This is a genomic window from Enterococcus raffinosus (genome assembly GCF_018917525.1).
GTDB classification, from domain to species: Bacteria; Bacillota; Bacilli; order Lactobacillales; family Enterococcaceae; genus Enterococcus_A; species Enterococcus_A raffinosus_A.
The window spans coordinates 156,706-176,086 of the sequence record NZ_JAHLOS010000004.1 but is presented as its reverse complement, the minus strand read 5'-3'; the positions used below and the strand labels follow the sequence as shown (position 1 = coordinate 176,086).

Genomic DNA, 19,381 nt, shown 5'->3' with positions numbered 1-19,381 from the left:
TTTGATGAAGGACTTTCCTTCATCGACCTCCCCTCTATTACTTGCGTGTGTTGACTGACTCTGGTTTTAAAATAATGGCGCCCAGAGCTGGGACAGTCGTCTTGATCAACTGACCGTACTCCTTAAATTTGATTGGTTCACTTTGACAATCCTCATTATGTTTTGTCCAAGTCCCACCAAATTCTTTCATTTCAGTATTCCAAACTTCTTTATATGTTCCCGGATACGGAACGCCAATATGAAATTCGCGACGTTCGATCGGTGTCATATTTAGAACGATAATTAAGAAATCTTTTTTTCTTTTCCCTTTACGCATGAAGGTTAAGACTGATTCGCTAGTATTATCTGCATCAATAATCTCGATCGTATCGTATGAGTCCTCTAGCTCCCATAAAGCAGCCTGTTCTTTATAAAAAGTATTCAGCTCTGCGGTAAAATGTTGCATGGACTGATTTAAAGAATCATTTAAATCAGTCCATTCTAGACCTTCATCAAATTTCCACTCTAAGAATTGTCCCCATTCACTCCCCATGAATAATAATTTTTTCCCGGGGTGTACCATGAAATAGGTGTACAAGTTTCTCAGCTGCGCAAATTGTTTGTAACGATCGCCCCACATTTTATGCATCAAGCTCTTTTTACCATGTACGACCTCATCATGAGATAGTGGTAAAATGAAATTTTCCTGCATCATGTACATGAACGAAAAAGTGATCAAATTGAAATTGTCTTTACGAAAAACCGGGTCCATCTCATAAAAACGCAGGACATCATTCATCCAGCCCATATTCCACTTGAAGTCAAAGCCTAATGAACCGGTTTCGATCATCCCCGTTATCGGCGTTTCAGAAGAGCTCTCCTCGGCGATCATCAAAACATTTGGATGTGCCAGTTTGATGACAGCATTCAGCTTTTGTAAGAAATAATAGCCTTCAAAATTTCGATTTCCGCCTTCATGATTTGGCGTCCAGGGACCGTCATCATAATCCCGATAGATCATGCTGGAAACAGCATCTACGCGAATACCGTCAATATGAAACATCTCAATCCAAAACATCGCACTTGAAATCAGGAAGCTTTGCACCTGTGGTTTGCCTAAGTCAAAATTAATTGATCCCCAGCGATTGTTTTTCGCCCGATCAGGGTCTGTATATTCAAACTGCGGGGTGCCATCATAATATGGCAACGTATCATCATTGATACAATAGTGACCTGGTACCCAATCGACAAATACACCGATATTATTCAAATGACAAGCTTCAACAAAATCTTGAAACTCTTCCGGTGTGCCATAATACGAACTTAAGGCAAAATAGCCGATCAGTTGATACCCCCATGAGCGCCCTAATGGATGCTCCATTAACGGCATAAACTCAACGTGGGTGTAATTCATTTTAACGAGGTAAGGAACAAGCTCTTCTTTCAAATCCGCAAAGCTGTAAGGTGTTCCATCTTCATGATGTTTCCATGAACTTGCGTGCATTTCATAAATGTTCAATGGACGTTTGAACGCATTTGAACGTTTACTCCGTCCGCGCCATAAGCCGTCTTTCCACTTTTTCTCAGGGAAATTGTACAATTCCGCAGCATCTCCAGGTCTTTTTTCAAATCGAACCGCAAAAGGATCAATTTTTAGAATTTCGCGACCATCCGCTTGACGAACTTTAAATTTGTAAAGTTCCCCTTCATTTGCATCTTCCGTATAAATTTGCCAAATTCCGCTTGCCTCATCTTTTTCCATCGCCTGATCTTGCCAGCCATTAAAATCACCAACTAGAAAAACTGCGAGTGCGTTCGGTGCCCATACTCGAAAAACATAGCCATCTTTCTCTTGGTGAGCACCAAGTAAGTGTTGCGCATAAAAATTTTCTCCAGACAAAAATGTTCTTTTAGCATCAACCATTTGCTGCATTCCATCTTCTTTTTTATTTTTCATGAGAACCACCTTTTTGAACGAACGGCAAAGCGTCCTTATATTACATTTTGATGTGTAAAATTTAATAATAAAAACGTTGCTCGTTTTATTATAATAACACGGGGCCTTAATAAATAACGAATTATACGTCTTGTAGATCGTCCGTTACATTATTAAATCCCTCTACCTAACATTATATTATAATAAGATTTAAAATAGAAGATAAAATTTTCAATTCTTTTAAATAAATCTGTTTTTCTCCAATAAATAACAATTATTATTTCTAATATCTGTTTTTTTGACAAATATTAAAGCAATTCTTCTATCTTAACTTCCTTCTATTTGCCTTTTGACAAAATAATCGTTAGGCTAGTTCATATGGAACAAATCAAGCACAATTCCCTTATTAAATAAGAACTTTATACAACAATGGAGGTTTTATGATGATCGACATAAAAATGCTAATAATGATATTTTTTATCAATTTCGCTTATGTCACTTTGAATACACTGCGCTTTATGCTGACGATGAAAGGCTACCGTATTTTAGCCCCATTAATGAGCATGGTTGAGATTACCATTTATATTCTGGGTCTTTCGATGGTTTTAGATCGCTTGGATAACCCTATTAATTTACTAACCTATGCGTTAGGTTATGCGATCGGTATTAGTGTGGGAATAAAAATTGAAGACAAGTTAGCGCTAGGGTATATCATGGTCACAGTTATTTTGCCAACAAATACTGATCAAGAGACCAGTTTACCTCGCATCTTACGGGAGAACGGGTATGGTGTGACACAATCTTACGGTGAAGGGTTGGAAGGCGGACGCATGATTTTGGAGATTCTCTCTCCCCGTAAAACAGAGCGAACACTCTACGCGCTAATTAAAGAGATTGAAGCCCGAGCATTCATTATCTCTTATGAGCCGAAATACATTTCTGGTGGGTTCTGGACCAAGAAAGTTCGAAAACGACAAAAAAGCAGCTTGAAGCTTTAGCCTCAAGCTGCTTTTTTCCAAATAAAATCTATTATTTTTTTCTCTAGCTCAGCACTCTTCGTAATAGCTGAGTGTCCACCGCTTTTTCCGGTAACCGTGAATTCCTGATAACTCTTGGCGTGCTTCTGAAATAGCAGACGAAGCGCGAAGGCACTATGGGTCGAAACAGACCCATCGCTTTCGGTACCATCTTTTAAATCTCCAGCAACATCAAGAACACGCAACTCTTTGGGCAGTTTTCCCATCGCTTGATCAAAATATTGATAAATGGGGGTTTCACCACTAGGACCTTTTTCTGTTAACTCATAAGCAAAAATCTCTTCCGTATCTTCGGCGATTTCCAGATCATTAAAGGGGGCTGCGATCGTAACGAAGCGTTCTGTTATCGGTGTTTGATCGCCGGCATATTCCAATAAATAGCGCAGCGATGAAACGCCTCCCATTGAATGACTGACCAAATTAACGCGATAAACCTTTTGTTTATACAAATAGCGCATCACCTTATCAATCCATTTACTTTGTGTGATTTCATCTGTCACATCTTTAGCAAAAAGGACCATAATCGTTGGGTTATCGTTGGTATTTTTTAACTTACCTTCGACTGTTAGCTTGCCATCTGCCTGAACAACAATGGTCATTTCTCGTTTAGCCACATCTTCTCTTTCTAAGCGACGAAGCAAGGGCCCGAAAGAAAAAGAATTTCCTTCATAACCATGGATAAATACTGTGGGAACGTTCGAATAGTGAACTGATTTTTGTTTTGCTAATGTTCCAGGTCCAAAATAGCGAACTTTTGCGTAATATACACCTGCAAAAACCAGCAAGAAGCTGATAATCAGAATAATCGCCTTGATAATTCTTTGCATTTTTTATGCCTTCTTCTTCATTAAATACGTAAAACTTTCTTGTTTATCTAATAATCGCTCTGCCAATTGTCGGCTGAAAAAGAATACTGCATCACGATCCAGCTCTTGAATCGGATCGAGTGAAAAATCTTCTTCATATAATGAGATAGATACATGCCATTCTGGTCGTTCCGCAATGACTCCGCTATCTATCAAACTTTTTAAGAAGATTGTTTCTCGCCGAGGGGCTTTTCCTGACATCACTCGTTCGAGAATAAGATTGATCTGATTCGTAAAAAACTCTGGATTAACATCGCCGATCAAACCAGCTAAGTTAGGAAACAAATCTGGCTTATCACTATTCTCAAAATAATTTGGCAGTGTCTCCGGCAATTCTTGACTTGGATTGATCGAGACTAAACGAAACTGATCACTTTCTAAACAATAGCGTGTGGGTAACGGGAAATCAACCGCTATCGTTCTCTCTAATCCATGGTCCCACAGGTCTTCACTCAACCAAACCAGCAAATCTTCTGCTGAATACTCTTTACCTGTCTTTTGTAAAAAATGCGCCACGAGCTCGCTTGTAGGATAGTCCTTCATAACCGATAAACTAAGTTCGTAACGACGCTCATGACGAGAAACAAACCCTTGACCAATCAAAAAATCTAAGTTCTTATCTAGATGTTTCTGATTCGGAAAATTTTTCCGAACCTCCCTTAATATGACTGGTTCCTTCACCCCTTGAAAATAGCTCAATAATTTTTGGAATTCAGGACCATTCAGTTTAATTTGACTCTTTTTGTCGCTAGTAAATAGTTCCATAATAGCCTTCTTTCTTAATGGAAGGAATAAGTTTACATTCAATTGAATCTTAACGATCTCATGATCCAATCGCATTATAATCCTAATCAAAAATTTCCACAAAAAAGTGGACCGTTGAAAGTCCACTTTTTTATAAATTTAAATTATTTTTCAAATGCTTCTGTTAATTGAGGCACGATTTGTTTCTTACGTGAAACCACTCCTGGCAAGAAGGCACGGTCATTTTCTAGTTTTACCTTAAATGCTTCTGTGACCATTTCTCGTGGTTCACCAGCTACTAATAATTCTGAATCAGAATTTAGGACGTTCGTAACCAGTAATAAGAATAGATCATAGCCGTTTTTAACATTTTCATCTAACATCGCGTCGCGTAATGCATCTTGACGAGCAAATACTTCATCTAAATCAACCGTATTGACTTGAGCAATCCGGACTGTTTTATCAGCCATTGGGAATGACTTCGCATCTAAATCCAATAATTCTGCTTCAGATTTCGTGCTTAAATTCGTTCCTGCTTTTAATAAATCTAAGCCGTAGCTGTTTAAGTCTACACGAGCAATTTCAGCTAGTTCATTTGCTGCATCGATATCTTCTTGCGTACATGTTGGAGATTTGAATAACAATGTGTCGGATACGATTGCCGAAAGCATCATACCTGCAATTTTCGCTGGTACTGCAATATTGTTTTCTTTATAAAGCTTCAATACGATAGTTGAGGTACAGCCTACTGGTTCGGCGCGATAGTACAGTGGATTAGCCGTTTGGAAGTTTGCAATCCGGTGATGATCCACCACAGCCAAAACAGTTAAATCTTCAATATCACTAACGCTTTGTTGGAATTCATTATGATCGACTAGCATAACCTCATTTGTTTCAGCGGCGACTTTTTCCACCACTCGTGGAGCTGTCAAACCAAAGTGGTCCAAAGCAAATTGCGTTTCTTCATTTGGTGTTCCTAGCGCAACTGCTTCCGCATCCACACCTAGTTCTTTTTGCAAGTTCGCATAGGCAATCGCTGCTCCGATCGCATCTGTATCTGGATTTTGATGTCCAAAAATTAAAACTTTTCCCATAGTTGAATCGCTCCTTTAAATAAGTTCTTCTTTATCATATCAAAAAAAAGCAAAAGAGCAACAACCTGCTGCTTATTTTCATTCATATTTACCAGCTATTTCATATTTTTCTATAAAAAAGATCAGACCTTTTTTGGCCTGATCTTTCGATTTTTAATTTTTACGTTTCAAATAGCCTTTATAATCTTCTGTATGCAGCAATTTTTTTGCATTTTCCACGCGGTCATCCGTTGGCGGTTCAATACCGTCTAATGGATACTTCAATCCCATTTCTTCCCACTTATATTTTCCCATCGTGTGATAAGGTAAAATCTCAACTTTATCGACGTTGTTCAAGCTTTTGATAAAGGTATCTAATCGAATGAGAAATTCGTCGTAGTCACTTCTAAAAGGAACAAGTACGTGACGAATCCAAACAGGCTTATTGATATCTGAAAGGTATTTTGCCATCTCTAGGATGTTATCGTTATTATGACCGGTTAATTCTTTATGTTTTTGATTGTCAATCTGTTTGATATCAAATAAAATCAAATCAGTATATTGCATCAATTCTTCAAATTTAGAGAAAAACGGTTCTTCAAAAGTAAAGGGTTTCCCACAGCTATCTAAAGTCGTATTAATCCCCATTGCTTTCGCTTTTTTAAACAGATCAATTAAAAAATCAATTTGCAGCAGCGGTTCGCCGCCACTCACAGTGATTCCGCCTTTTTTCCCCCAGTAGCTGCGGTAGTTCAAGGCTTCCTTTAATAAATCATCCGCCGTTCTTTTCTTAGCCTTTGGATCATTGATTTTCCATGTGTCTGGATTATGACAAAATTGGCAACGCATCCGGCAGCCCTGCATGAAGACGATAAAGCGTACACCAGGTCCGTCAACTGATCCGAAGCTTTCAATTGAATGGACATTTCCGACAATAGGTTGTTCAGCCACAGTAGACATAAACAGTCCCCCTCTAATATATATTAAAAATTTTCCTTTTGAAAATTTGAGTCATGTATCAACATAAAGCAAGTCTTTCAATAAAAAGGCGAATAGACTTTCCGTCCATCCGCCCTAACTATACATTCAATTGTTGAAATCAGCAATTACATTTTTGCGTGGAATGTACGGCTGATAACATCTTCTTGCTGTTCGCGAGTTAAATCAATGAATTTAACGGCATAACCAGAAACGCGAATCGTGAAGTTTGCGTATTCTTCTTTTTCTGGATGTTCCATTGCATCAATTAATTTTTCTTTGCCGAAGACATTCACGTTTAAGTGATGAGCGCCTTGATCGAAGTAACCATCTAAAACGTTTGTTAAGTTTTCGATTCGTTCGTCTTCATCATGACCTAACGCATCTGGGTTGATACTTTGTGTATTTGAAATACCGTCCAACGCATATTCGTAAGGTAATTTTGTCAATGAGTTCAGTGACGCTAATAAGCCATTTTGTTCTGCACCGTAAGATGGGTTTGCTCCTGGAGCCAATGGTTCGCCAGCTTTACGTCCGTCAGGCATTGTACCTGTCGCTTTACCATAAACAACGTTTGAAGTAATCGTTAAGATTGACGTTGTTGGTTCTGAATTACGATAAGTATGGTAATGTTCTAATTTTTCCATAAAGGTTTTCAATACCCAAACGGCTAAATCATCTGCACGAGCATCGTCATTTCCATATTTAGGGAATTCGCCATCGATCTTGAAGTCAGTAACAATGCCGTCTTCGTCACGAATTGGGAATACTTTCGCATATTTGATGGCAGCTAATGAATCGACAACGTGTGAGAATCCAGCGATCCCTGTTGCAAATGTACGCTTCAAGTCTGTATCCATCAATGCTAATTCAGCAGCTTCATAGTAATACTTGTCATGCATGAAGTGGATTGCATTCAATGTATTAACATACATTCCAGCTAACCATTCTAACACTTCATCGTATTTAGCCATTACTTCATCAAAGTCTAGAGCATCGTCTGATTCGATTGGACGGAAATCAGGTCCGACTTGTGCTTTAGATTTTTCATCAACCCCACCGTTGATCGCATATAACAAAGCTTTCGCCAAGTTTGCGCGAGCGCCGAAGAATTGCATTTCTTTCCCTGTTTGTGTAGCAGATACACAGCAGCAGATTGCATAATCATCTAACCATACTGGACGCATTACATCGTCATTTTCGTATTGGATTGATGAAGTATCGATTGAAATTTTCGCTGCATAATCTTTAAATCCTTCTGGTAAACGAGAAGAATACAAAACAGTCAAGTTTGGTTCTGGTGATGGTCCCATGTTTTCCAATGTGTGCAAGAAACGGAAGTCGTTCTTAGTTACTAAAGTACGTCCGTCCATACCCATACCAGCGATTGATAAGGTTGCCCAAACAGGATCACCTGAGAACAATTCATTGTATGAAGGAATACGCGCGAATTTCACCATACGTAATTTCATTACCAAGTGGTCAATCAATTCTTGTGCTTTTTCTTCTGTAAGAAGGCCTTTTTCGATATCACGTTGGATATAGATATCCAAGAAAGTAGACACACGGCCGATAGACATTGCAGCACCATTTTGTTCTTTGATTGCTGCTAAGTAACCGAAGTAAGTCCATTGAACGGCTTCTTTTGCATTTTCTGCTGGACGTGAAATATCAAATCCATAAGCAGCAGCCATTTCTTTAATGCGTTTCAACGCTTTGTATTGATCGCTAATTTCTTCGCGAAGACGAATATCTTCTTCAGTAAATTGGCCATGACCGCAATTCGCGTGGTCTTTCAATTTTTCTTGCATTAAGTAGTCAATACCATATAAAGCGATTCGACGATAGTCACCAACGATACGTCCACGACCATAAGTATCAGGAAGTCCAGTAATGATTTTAGCGCGACGAGCTGCACGAATTTCTGGTGTGTAAACATCAAATACCGCTTGATTGTGTGTTTTATGGTAATCGTTAAAAATTTCAGTAAATTTAGGATTTGGAGTATAGCCATATCTTTCAAGTGATTCTTCAGCCATGCGGATACCGCCATAAGGCATAAACGCACGTTTCAGAGGTTTGTCTGTTTGAATACCAACAATTGCTTCTTCGTCTTTCAAGCTTTCGTCAATATAGCCAGCACCATAAGCATTTGCTGCAGATACAACATCTGCCTCCATGTCTAATACGCCGCCATTTTCACGTTCTTGTTTTTGAAGTTCTTGTAATTTGCCCCATAATTTGTTTGTAGCTTCTGTTGGCTCAGCCAAAAATTCGGCAGCGCCTTCATAAGGTGTATAGTTCGTTTGGATGAAATCGCGAACGTTGATTTCGCTTTTCCATAAACGGCCGTTAAACCCTTCCCAAGCAGATTTTTCAGTGTTCTTCATTTGATCTAGTTCATTTGTTGCAGTTCCCATTTCAAAAGGACCTCCTTAGAATATAAAAACTTTATTGCTACAGCTTTACGAACACAGTATAACACATAAAATCTTTTATGCAAGCCTTTCCTTGTGAAAGATTAATTAGAAGTTAAAAATATTTTGTAATCGTTAGCAAACCATTGAAAATAAAGACTTTGTCAATATTAATTTCATTGAAATAATTTCTCATCATAGTCTTATTTACATGGAATTGTGAACAAAAAAACGGGTATCTGTATTAAAACAGATACCCAACTGTAATATAATTATATAATACAGGAGCTATTCTTCATCGAGTTCCTGCGACTGCATGACAGAGAAAAGTTCGCCCTCTTGTTTCTCATCAATTGCAAAGGTTCCGTTGGAAATGCGATCGCTGATCGCTACTTTAGAAATTTCAATTTCCTTTTCAATGCCTTTTGTTGTTGTTAAAACAAGTTTCCCTTCTGTTTCGGCTGTCATATAAGATAACCGATGTGGATTTTTCTTCAACTCACGGAAAATCATCAATCCACGTTTTGCCCGACCGAGCTGTGGTAGCTCTTGTGCTAACATTCGTTTAGCAGCCCCGCGTTGGCTCAACAATAAGACAGGTGAATCTCCCTCTGATGGAACTAGCGCACCTGCTACTACGTAATCCCCATCCTTCAGATTAATCGCCTTAACACCAGCGGCTTTCGAACCAACTACTGGCACTTCTTCTAGTGGATAGCGTAGCCCAAAGGCACGATGTGATGCAATGAAGACATCGACATTGCGCGTCTCATTCGTTAAAAAGACTGAGACAATTTCATCTGTATCATTTTTCAACTTCATCGCTGTCGTAGGACGGCTTCGATACGTACGCCATGGCGAAAACTCAGTCATTCGTGTTTGTTTGATCATTCCTTCTCGACTCATGAAGATGAAGAGTTTGTTCGCGTCAATTTCCTTGTATGGGAATGCCGCGATGATTTCTTCACTCATAGAGAGATTGGTGATCGTCTGTGAAATATGCTCTCCGACATCTTTCCATTTCAGCTCTGTAATTTCATGAACTGGGCGATAAATCATGTTTCCATGATTTGTCAAAATCAACAGGTGATCCAAAGTGTTCAGCTTATCAATAAAAATAATCGAATCGCCGTCTTTCATCCCATGTTCATCTGGGCGCGATGCATTATAGGAACGCAAACTGCTGCGTTTCAAATACCCCTCTTTTGTTAGTGTTACGATCACATCTTCCTGTGCGATCAATACCTCAGTTTCGATTTTGATTTCACTGATTTCATCTTCAATCTTCGTTAGGCGATCATTGCCGTAGTTCTTTTTGATTTGACGTAGCTCTTGCTTCAAGACTTTGTGTAATTCCTTCTCGCTGTTCAGAATCAGATGCAGTTCTTTAATTTCAGCTGCTAACTCATCCGCTTCACTTTCCAATTGAGTAATATCGGTATTAGTTAAACGATACAATTGTAAAGTTACAATTGCTTCAGCCTGTTCTTCACTGAAATCAAACTTTTCGACTAAATTATGTTTCGCATCCTTTTTATCCTTACTTCCGCGGATCGTCGTAATTACTTGGTCAAGGATCGACAATGCCTTGATTAGACCTTCAACAATATGTTGACGCTTTTGAGCCTTCGCCAGCTCATACTGGCTTCGTTTAGTGATCACATCTTTACGGTGAACGATGTAGCTCTCTAAAATGTGCTTTAAGCCAACCTGTTGCGGAGTCATATTATCAATGGCAACCATATTGAAGTTATAATTGATCTGCAAATCAGTATTCTTAAATAAATAATTTAAGATTCCTTCTGCATTAGCATCTTTTTTCAATTCTACGACAACCTGTAACCCTGTGCGGTCTGATTCATCACGAACTTCAGCGATCCCATCGATTTTTTTACTCAAACGGATCTCATCCATTTTCTTCACTAAGACAGCTTTATTCACCTCATAAGGTATCTCATGGATGACAATCTGCTGCTTGCCGCCTTTTAGTGGTTCGATCGAGGTTTTCGAACGAAGAATGACTTTGCCCTTACCGGTCTCATAGGCTTTTTTTATTTCGGCCTTTCCTTGCAAAATCCCTCCGGTTGGGAAATCTGGCCCAGGAATATAATCCATAATTTTTTCTAACGAAGCGTTGGGATGATCGATTAAATAAATCGTACCATCGATCACTTCAGTTAGATTATGTGTTGGGATTTCAGTCGCATACCCTGCGGAAATACCGGTTGACCCATTAACTAACAGGTTTGGATAAGCAGCTGGTAAAACAGTCGGTTCCTTTTCGGTATCATCAAAGTTCCAGACTAAATCAACCGTATCCTTTTCAATGTCCTTCAACATCTCGCCGCTTAATTGAGACAAGCGCGCTTCTGTATAACGCATTGCAGCTGGCGGATCACCATCCATCGAGCCATTATTTCCGTGCATCTCGATCAGCACTTGACGAAGCTTCCAATCCTGACTCATCCGGACCATTGCTTCATAGATCGAACTGTCACCGTGAGGATGATAATTCCCCATGATGTTTCCGACTGATTTCGCTGATTTCCGGAAGCCTTTATCGTACGTGTTGCCATCCTTGTTCATGGCATATAAAATTCGGCGTTGAACAGGTTTCAAGCCATCACGAATATCTGGCAAGGCCCGTTCTTGAATAATATATTTTGAATAGCGGCCAAAACGGTCACCCATTACTTCTTCTAGTGTTAGTTCTTGAATTGAATGCTTAGATTCCATCTTTTGACCACCTCCTACTCATCAAACAAACTGATCATTTTAACGTCATCAGTTGTTTCTTCCATTTCATTTTGTTCAGCTACAGGCACAGTAGGTATTTCTTCCTTGTTATCCAGCAAGCTTCCGTCTTCTTCTAACGTAAATTGAACATGACTTTCAATCCATTTACGTCTTGGCTCCACTTTGTCTCCCATTAGAGTTGTTACGCGACGTTCTGCCTGAGCAGCATCGTCAATTCGCACACGAACCAGTGTCCGGTATTCTGGATCCATGGTCGTTTCCCACAGTTGGTCTGCGTTCATTTCCCCAAGACCTTTATAGCGCTGCAGCATATAGCCTTTACCAATTTTTTTAATAGCATCCTGCAACTCGTCATCCGTCCACGCATATTCAATCACTTGTTTTCGTCCAGCACCTTTTGAAACTTTATATAAAGGTGGCAAAGCAATATAAACTTTTCCGGCTTCAATCAGCGGTTTCATATAACGATAGAAAAAGGTTAACAATAATACTTGGATGTGAGCGCCGTCCGTATCCGCATCGGTCATAATAATGACTTTGTCGTAGTTACAATCTTCTATTGAGAACTCTGGTCCGACACCGGATCCAATGGTGTAAATCATGGTATTGATTTCTTCGTTTTTCAAAATATCCTGCATCTTAGCTTTCTCGGTATTGATTACTTTCCCGCGCAAAGGCAAGATTGCTTGGAATTTTCGATCACGGCCTTGTTTGGCTGAGCCACCGGCTGAATCTCCTTCGACTAAGAATAATTCATTTTTTGCGGCATTCCGAGATTGAGCAGGTGTTAGTTTTCCAGAAAGCAGAGATTCACCTTTTTTGCGTTTCTTGCCGTTCCGGCTTTCTTCACGAGCCTTTCGTGCTGCTTCTCGTGCTTCGCGAGCTTTGATCGCTTTTCGCACCAACATCTGGCTATTTTCGCTATTTTCTTGTAGATAGAAGCCCATTTGTTCGCCGATAACATTATCAACTGCGCCACGGGCAGCAGGAGTTCCTAATTTTTCTTTGGTTTGTCCTTCAAATTGCAACAAATTTTCGGGAATGCGAACAGACAATACCGCAGATAGTCCTTCACGGAAATCAGAACCTTCTAAGTTTTTATCCTTTTCCTTCAGCAAACCGGATTTTCGCGCATACTCATTGAAGGCCTTGGTCATTGAAGTCTTCATACCTGATTCATGCGTTCCGCCATCTTTGGTTCGCACATTATTGACAAACGAAAGTAGGTTTTCAGAATAGCCGTCGTTATACTGGTATGAAAACTCGACTTCGATGCCTTCGCGTTCACCTGAAAAGTACACCACAGGCGTCAATGTGTCTTTGTCTTCATTCAAATACTCAACAAATTCTTTGATTCCTTCTTCAAAATGGAAGACTTCTGAAACCTTCTCTTCACCTCGCAGGTCCGTTAAAGTGATTTTAACTCCCCGCAACAAGAAAGCAGACTCTCTTAACCGTTCAGATAAAGTGTCATAAGAGAAATGTAGCGTTGAGAAAATTTGTGCATCAGGTAAAAAATGAACGGTCGTACCGTTTGGTTTACGGGTCTTGCCAATTTTTTCCAACGTTCCTTGCGGCTTGCCTCCATCTTTGAATACTTCACGGTATTCTACGCCATCACGGACAATCGTTACCGTCAACCATTCTGAGAGAGCATTTACCACGCTGGCGCCTACACCATGCAGACCACCAGAGGTTTTATAGCCACCTTGACCAAATTTCCCCCCAGCATGAAGAATCGTGAAGATGACTTCCACTGTTGGAATCCCTGAAGCGTGCATCCCGACCGGCATACCGCGTCCTTTATCACTTACTTCAACACTATTATCTGGATGAAGGGTTACTTCGATTTCATTTCCGTAACCAGACAATGCTTCATCAACCGCATTATCGACAATTTCATAGACCAAATGATGCAATCCACGACTATCTGTTGAGCCGATGTACATTCCTGGTCGTTTTCTAACTGCTTCTAGTCCCTCTAACACCTGGATCGAAGCGTCATTGTATTCGTTGTTCATCTTAGCCAATCCTACAGCTCCTTATTCGTTTTAATGTATTAATTTCTTGAAAAAATTAATTTGATTCGAATGCCGGATATCATTCAACTAACGTATACCTACTATTATTGAGCGAACTCTTTAACAAGTGCGAACTTTTCTGACATAAAAATTCAGAAGATTCTCGTACACATACGATGCCACTAAAGTATTAAACATACGAAGTGGAACTCGCAACTGACATCCTTACTTCAATTTACGTAGTCATTTTCTGATGAAAATTCTTGTGGTTTGTACCGTATACTATACCTACTCCAGCACATAAATCATTGAACTGTAACTGGATAGCTATCTCTATCTCAAGTACATCATTTGTATGATACGCTAAAAAAGCTCAAAAAAAAAGCCTCTCCTGTTTCTGAAAAGGCATTTTATGCTTTTTTTTTAAGAAAATCAACTCAATAATTAGATTTTTTTGTTCAATTCGATCTTCACACAACGATCCATTACAATGTCATTGCGTCCTTGTGCTAGTAACATTTCTGCTGCTTTTTCGCTGCTCAAGCCAAGCTGTGCCCAAAAAACTTTTGCATCGGTTTTCAAAAAATCTTCTGCAACTGCTGGTAAAAACTCGCTACGTCTAAAGATATCCACGATGTCAATCGTTTCTGGAACAGCCGATAAATTTTCAACAACTGGAATATCGTTTATCGTTTGTCCAGCTAATTTCGGATTAACACCATACAGCTTGTAGCCATGAGTTTTTAATACGTCAGCGATTTGATAGCTCGTCTTTTCAGGTTTGTCACTTAAACCCACTACAGCAATAACATTTGCTTCGTCTAAATACTGAAAAATTATTTCTTGACTAGGATTTTTAAAACTCATTTAATTTCCCTCGCTCAACTTGATTTTTACTTATTCACGCTATTTAGTATATCACGAGATTAGGATTTGTTCACTCTTTTGAAATCTGCTAAAATAGCCTTACTAACAGAGAAATGAGGATTCATATGAAAACCGCCATAATTTTTGTCCTAGCTTATCTTTTGGGCTCAATTCCTTCCGGTATCTGGATTGGAAAATTTTTCTTCAAAAAAGACATACGTGAGTTTGGCAGCCATAGTTCTGGGACTACTAATACATTTCGAGTGTTAGGAAAACCAGCAGGATTTGTCGTCTTTGCGATGGATTTATTGAAGGGCTCACTCGCAACGCTTCTTCCCACTCTCTTTCATGTAGACATCAACCCGTTATGGTTTGGCTTGGTCGCTGTCGTTGGACATACCTTACCTGTCTTCGCTGGTTTTAAAGGTGGAAAAGCCGTAGCGACGAGTGCTGGTATGCTGCTGGCCTTTGCTCCTTTATTCTTTTGCTATTCATTGGCTTTCTTTTTGATTGTCCTCTATATTACGAGTATGGTTAGTGCCGCCAGTATTGCCTCTGCAGTTTTTGTCACTCTCTCATCGATCGTATTGCCGTTTATCTGGCCGACAATCTTACCGACGTTTAACCTTTTGCTGACGGTCATTTGTTTTGCCTTGACCTGCTACATTATTTATCGCCACAGAGAAAACATTCAGCGAATCAAAGCTGGAAATGAAAATCGTGTATCCTTCGGCTTGAACAAAAAGGAGAAATAAATGGAGGAACAATTCTTAGATTGGGCTATTGAATTGCAGGCCCTTGCTCAAGCAGGGCTAACCTATACAAAAGATCCCTTTGATCAAGAGCGATTTGAACGGATTCGAACCATAGCCACGGAGATGCTATCTGTACAATCTCCAATCCCTGTTCCAAAATTAAGACAGCTGTTCGCTGAAGAAGTAGGCTATCCAACGCCTAAGTTAGACACAAGAGCAGCAATTTTCAAGGATAATCGAATCTTATTAGTACAGGAAAAAAACGGGCTTTGGTCCTTACCTGGCGGATGGGTCGATTTCGATCAATCCATCAAAGAAAATACTGTCAAGGAAACATTCGAGGAAACCGGTCTGACCGTTAAACCGCTGAAGGTAATTGCTATCCAAGACAGAAATAAACATAACCTTCCTCGTTATGCTTATAGTGTGTGCAAGGTATTTGTTGAGTGTCAGTTGATTAGAGGAGAGTTCATCGAGAATATCGAAACCCTGCAGACTGACTGGTTTTCGATTGAGCAATTGCCGCCTGTTGCCGGGGAAAAAAATACTAAAGAACAAATTGAGCTGTGTTTCACCGCCCATAATACAGAGGACTGGCACGTACCGTTCGACTAAGCGCGAACATATTATTAATTGAGAAAAAAGTCGAGGGATTCTAAGACTATCAAGAATGATAGTAGAGAATTCCTCGACTTTTCTCATTTCTAACTAACAGTAATCGAAAACTCGGTTTTAAAGGTTTCCTTCGCAGCTAAGCGATTCATCCCTTCTTTGTCTTCCAGCCGTCCATTGCTGTCGACAGTGTCTGCAAAGCCCCACCATGGTTCGATGCAAACAAACGGCGCATCAGCAGGATAAGGGGACCACAGACCTACATACGGAATATTGTTGTATGCTAGAGTAACACTATGAGGCGATTCCTCACTGCCCAAAGTATACGCATTTAACCCTCTTGTTTCGTAGATCAATGCATCCTCTTTGAATAATTCGCTACTCAACTGAATATTCGTATTGGTTTGTCCAATGGTCTTTTGATCCAAATTTGCAAATGGTCCCTCCAATGGAATTTTAACCCGTGATTTTTGTGGAGAAAAAGCAATAAAATAATCTTCAAAGCTTAAATCCTCTGTTAAAGGAATATTGAAGGCCGGATGTCCTCCTAGCGCAAAGATCATCTCTTCGGCACCCGTATTCTCGACTTCGAACCGAATACGAATCCCTTCGCCCCAAATTTCATAACTGACTGTTAAAGCAAAATCAAATGGATAAACCGTTTTCGTTTCTTCATCACTTTCAAGTAAGAAAGAGACCTTATCCTCTGCTTGGTCAAGTACTTTAAACTCCTTATCTCGAGCAAATCCATGCTGCCCCATCGGGTAAGTTTTACCTTTATAGGTATATTGATTATCCTTTAAACGGCCGACAAACGGAAATAAGAACGGCGCATGACGATTCCAATACTTTGGATCTGCCTGCCAAATGTACTCAATCTGATTGGCGCGCAAACTAGCAAGCTCCGCCCCTTTTTCATTGATCGTTGCTTCCAAAAAGCCATTGCTGATTGTTACTGACATAATTCCCCACTCCTTGTCCCTGCTAACGCATAGTTTTCTTGTAGAAAAGACTTGCTTTCCACGTCATGTATCTCCAATAGTGTAACGCAGACTCCTTTTATAAAAAAGGAATCTGCGTATTATTAGATTAAACCTATTTATGACGAACCAGTTCATCCTTGAATAATGGATTTAAAACCTTCAGATACGTTCCCTTCATGCCTAGAGAACGAGATTCAATAATTCCGGCGGACTCTAATTTTCGCAACGCATTAACGATCACTGAACGCGTAATACCGATTTTATCGGCTATATTTGAAGCGGTCAAGCGACCTTCATCACCTTCCAATGCATCAAAAATTGCTTTAACTGCTTTTAACTCACTGTATGAAAGTGTGCTAATCGCCATTTGAACCGCCGTTTGACTGCGGATTTTTTCCTCTACATTCAAGAACTGCTGATAGAGGACTTCCATCCCGATAACCGTAGCACCATACTCCGCTAGCACAAGATCATCATCATCAAAGGCGCCCTCTGTTCGAGCTAAAATAATCGTCCCTAAGCGTTCGCCTGAGCCAAAAATCGGAATGACCGTCGTCAAACCATTGGGATAAAGCTCAGCACGTTCCGTTGGAAAAGCCGTTAATTCGTTTGCTACCGGAATATTGGCTTCTGTTTTAAATACTTCCTTCATGCCCGAAACATAGCTATCTGGAAATTGACGGTCAACCAGAAACGAACGGACACGATCAGTATTGATATCGATCTTTTCATTTAATCCCAACAATTCACCTTCGGCTCCGATGATGTACGTCAAGGAGCCTAAGACGTCCCCTAAAATTCGCGCCATATTGTTGTAAGGTAGTTCCGCAGCTGGTTCGAAGGCATTTTTTTGCTGCATCAACTTATTAATCTGACGTGTTTTCTCTAATAATGTTTCCACTTTTTCCCCTCCATTTTTTAAAGAATAAATCGGCTTAAATCTTTATTTTGTGCAATTGAAGCTAATTTTTCATCCACGTAGGCTTCTGTAATCTTGATCTCACCCATCTGCATATCTGGTGCTTCAAATAACAGATCCTCTAATAGTTTTTCCAGGATCGTGTGTAAACGACGTGCTCCGATATTGTCTGTTTCCCGATTCACATCAAAGGCAATTTGAGCAATTCGCTCGATGGCTTCTTGTGTGAAAATAATTTTGACATTCTCGGTACCTACTAAAGCAATGTATTGCTTAATCAGCGCATTGTTTGGTTCAGTCAAGATTCTCACGAAATCCTCTGCAGAAAGATCGCTTAATTCGACACGAATAGGAAAACGACCCTGCAATTCTGGAATCAAGTCACTCGGTTTCGATAAGCTAAAGGCACCGCTGGCGATGAATAGGATATGATCTGTTTGAATCGCCCCATATTTTGTATTGACCTGCGACCCTTCAACGATAGGTAGAATATCCCGTTGGACACCTTCGCGAGAGACTTCACCGGAATTTTGTTGCGATTTAGAGGTGATTTTATCGATTTCATCAATAAAAATAATCCCAGAGCTTTCCGCCAACTTGATTGCCGCCGTAGAAATATCGCCTTCGTTAACCAATTTTGCTTGTTCCTCTTTGACTAAGAGCTCTTGTGCTTCCTTAACGGTCACGGTGCGTTGAACCTTTTTCTCTGGTGTCAAAGCGCCAAGTGTGTCAGATAGGTCAATGCCCATTTGCTCAAGCCCGTTATTCATCGGCATCGCTTTTTTCGGTTCGGTTATTTCAATACTTACTTCGCGTTGATCCAATAGTCCTTTTTCCAACTGCTCAAGAACCGTTTGGCGATTCACCTTAATATCTTCTGTGACTTCTTCCTTTGGTTCTGTCTGCGCTTGGTTGAAAATATTCATCATTTGCTCATAAGGGTTATTGCTTTGCTTTTGTTCCTTCTTGATTCCGGGAACTAAAATCTTCACTAAGCGTTTATTTGCACGTTTTAGTGCTTGTGAATAGACTTTTGAGTATTGTTCCTTTTCAACGATCGTGATCGCATTTTCGACAAGATCACGAACCATTGATTCTACATCGCGACCTACATAGCCAACTTCGGTGAATTTGGTCGCTTCGACTTTAACGAAAGGCGCCTTGACGATTCGCGCCAAACGTCGAGCAATCTCCGTTTTCCCGACACCGGTTGGTCCGATCATCAAAATGTTTTTTGGTGTCACTTCCTGCTGCATCGATTCTTCTAGCTGCATCCGGCGGTAACGATTCCGTAAAGCAATCGCTACAGAGCGTTTTGCTTCATCTTGCCCAATGATGTATTGATCTAATTCACTGACGATTTCTTTTGGTGTTTTATTAACTTCAGTCATCTAGATTCTCCTTGCTTCTAAGTTTGATTGTTTTTGAAGAGCATAC

General features: G+C 40.0%; 15 protein-coding genes. 3 read left to right on the top strand and 12 right to left on the bottom strand.

Annotation, left to right across the window (positions count from 1 at the left end; all coding sequences use genetic code 11):
- Positions 1-37: 37 nt before the first annotated feature.
- A complete protein-coding gene (gene glgB / locus KQI58_RS04940) occupies positions 38-1,936 on the bottom strand; it encodes a 1,4-alpha-glucan branching protein GlgB (RefSeq protein WP_216407001.1) in 1,899 nt (632 codons plus the stop codon).
- A 422-nt stretch (positions 1,937-2,358) separates the two neighbouring features.
- On the opposite strand from glgB, the gene KQI58_RS04935 reads away from it, so the two are divergent.
- Positions 2,359-2,913: a DUF2179 domain-containing protein gene (locus KQI58_RS04935; RefSeq protein WP_216406999.1), complete on the top strand. Its 555-nt coding sequence runs from the start codon at positions 2,359-2,361 to the stop codon at positions 2,911-2,913.
- Between the two features lie 2 nt (positions 2,914-2,915).
- Here KQI58_RS04935 and KQI58_RS04930 read toward each other — a convergent pair whose 3' ends face one another.
- From KQI58_RS04930 to KQI58_RS04895, 8 genes are all read right to left on the bottom strand, one after another.
- A complete protein-coding gene (locus KQI58_RS04930) occupies positions 2,916-3,779 on the bottom strand; it encodes an alpha/beta hydrolase (protein WP_216406997.1) in 864 nt (287 codons plus the stop codon).
- A gap of 3 nt (positions 3,780-3,782) precedes the next feature.
- Positions 3,783-4,583, bottom strand: a complete 801-nt coding sequence (locus tag KQI58_RS04925; protein WP_253295787.1) for a DUF1803 domain-containing protein — start codon at positions 4,581-4,583, stop codon at positions 3,783-3,785.
- Between the two features lie 143 nt (positions 4,584-4,726).
- Positions 4,727-5,656 carry a manganese-dependent inorganic pyrophosphatase gene (locus KQI58_RS04920; RefSeq protein WP_216406993.1) on the bottom strand — a complete coding sequence of 310 codons (930 nt, stop codon included), beginning with the start codon at positions 5,654-5,656 and terminating at the stop codon, positions 4,727-4,729.
- Positions 5,657-5,809: 153 nt separating this feature from the next.
- Positions 5,810-6,595: a pyruvate formate-lyase-activating protein gene (gene pflA / locus KQI58_RS04915; RefSeq protein ID WP_216406991.1), complete on the bottom strand. Its 786-nt coding sequence runs from the start codon at positions 6,593-6,595 to the stop codon at positions 5,810-5,812.
- Between the two features lie 146 nt (positions 6,596-6,741).
- A complete protein-coding gene (gene pflB, locus KQI58_RS04910) occupies positions 6,742-9,033 on the bottom strand; it encodes a formate C-acetyltransferase (protein WP_216406989.1) in 2,292 nt (763 codons plus the stop codon).
- 285 nt (positions 9,034-9,318) lie between these two features.
- Positions 9,319-11,766: a DNA topoisomerase IV subunit A gene (parC, locus tag KQI58_RS04905; RefSeq protein WP_216406987.1), complete on the bottom strand. Its 2,448-nt coding sequence runs from the start codon at positions 11,764-11,766 to the stop codon at positions 9,319-9,321.
- A gap of 14 nt (positions 11,767-11,780) precedes the next feature.
- Positions 11,781-13,808 (bottom strand): DNA topoisomerase IV subunit B, encoded by a 2,028-nt coding sequence (gene parE, locus KQI58_RS04900; RefSeq protein WP_216407065.1) that lies wholly within the window; start codon positions 13,806-13,808, stop codon positions 11,781-11,783.
- A gap of 444 nt (positions 13,809-14,252) precedes the next feature.
- Positions 14,253-14,675 carry a CoA-binding protein gene (locus KQI58_RS04895; RefSeq protein WP_216406985.1) on the bottom strand — a complete coding sequence of 141 codons (423 nt, stop codon included), beginning with the start codon at positions 14,673-14,675 and terminating at the stop codon, positions 14,253-14,255.
- A gap of 125 nt (positions 14,676-14,800) precedes the next feature.
- On the opposite strand from KQI58_RS04895, the gene plsY reads away from it, so the two are divergent.
- Entirely contained in the window at positions 14,801-15,430 is a 630-nt protein-coding gene (gene plsY, locus KQI58_RS04890; protein WP_216406983.1) for a glycerol-3-phosphate 1-O-acyltransferase PlsY, read from the top strand.
- On the top strand, positions 15,431-16,045 hold the full coding sequence (locus KQI58_RS04885; protein ID WP_216406980.1) for an NUDIX hydrolase N-terminal domain-containing protein: 615 nt from the start codon (positions 15,431-15,433) through the stop codon (positions 16,043-16,045).
- An 89-nt stretch (positions 16,046-16,134) separates the two neighbouring features.
- Here the strand turns inward: KQI58_RS04885 and KQI58_RS04880 are convergent, their stop codons facing one another.
- From KQI58_RS04880 to hslU, 3 genes are all read right to left on the bottom strand, one after another.
- Positions 16,135-17,004 carry an aldose 1-epimerase family protein gene (locus tag KQI58_RS04880; protein ID WP_216406978.1) on the bottom strand — a complete coding sequence of 290 codons (870 nt, stop codon included), beginning with the start codon at positions 17,002-17,004 and terminating at the stop codon, positions 16,135-16,137.
- Positions 17,005-17,137: 133 nt separating this feature from the next.
- Positions 17,138-17,926, bottom strand: coding sequence for a GTP-sensing pleiotropic transcriptional regulator CodY (codY, locus tag KQI58_RS04875; protein WP_016179979.1), 789 nt, complete (start codon positions 17,924-17,926; stop codon positions 17,138-17,140).
- A 17-nt stretch (positions 17,927-17,943) separates the two neighbouring features.
- Positions 17,944-19,335 (bottom strand): ATP-dependent protease ATPase subunit HslU, encoded by a 1,392-nt coding sequence (hslU, locus tag KQI58_RS04870; protein ID WP_216406976.1) that lies wholly within the window; start codon positions 19,333-19,335, stop codon positions 17,944-17,946.
- Between the last annotated feature and the right edge of the window lie 46 nt (positions 19,336-19,381).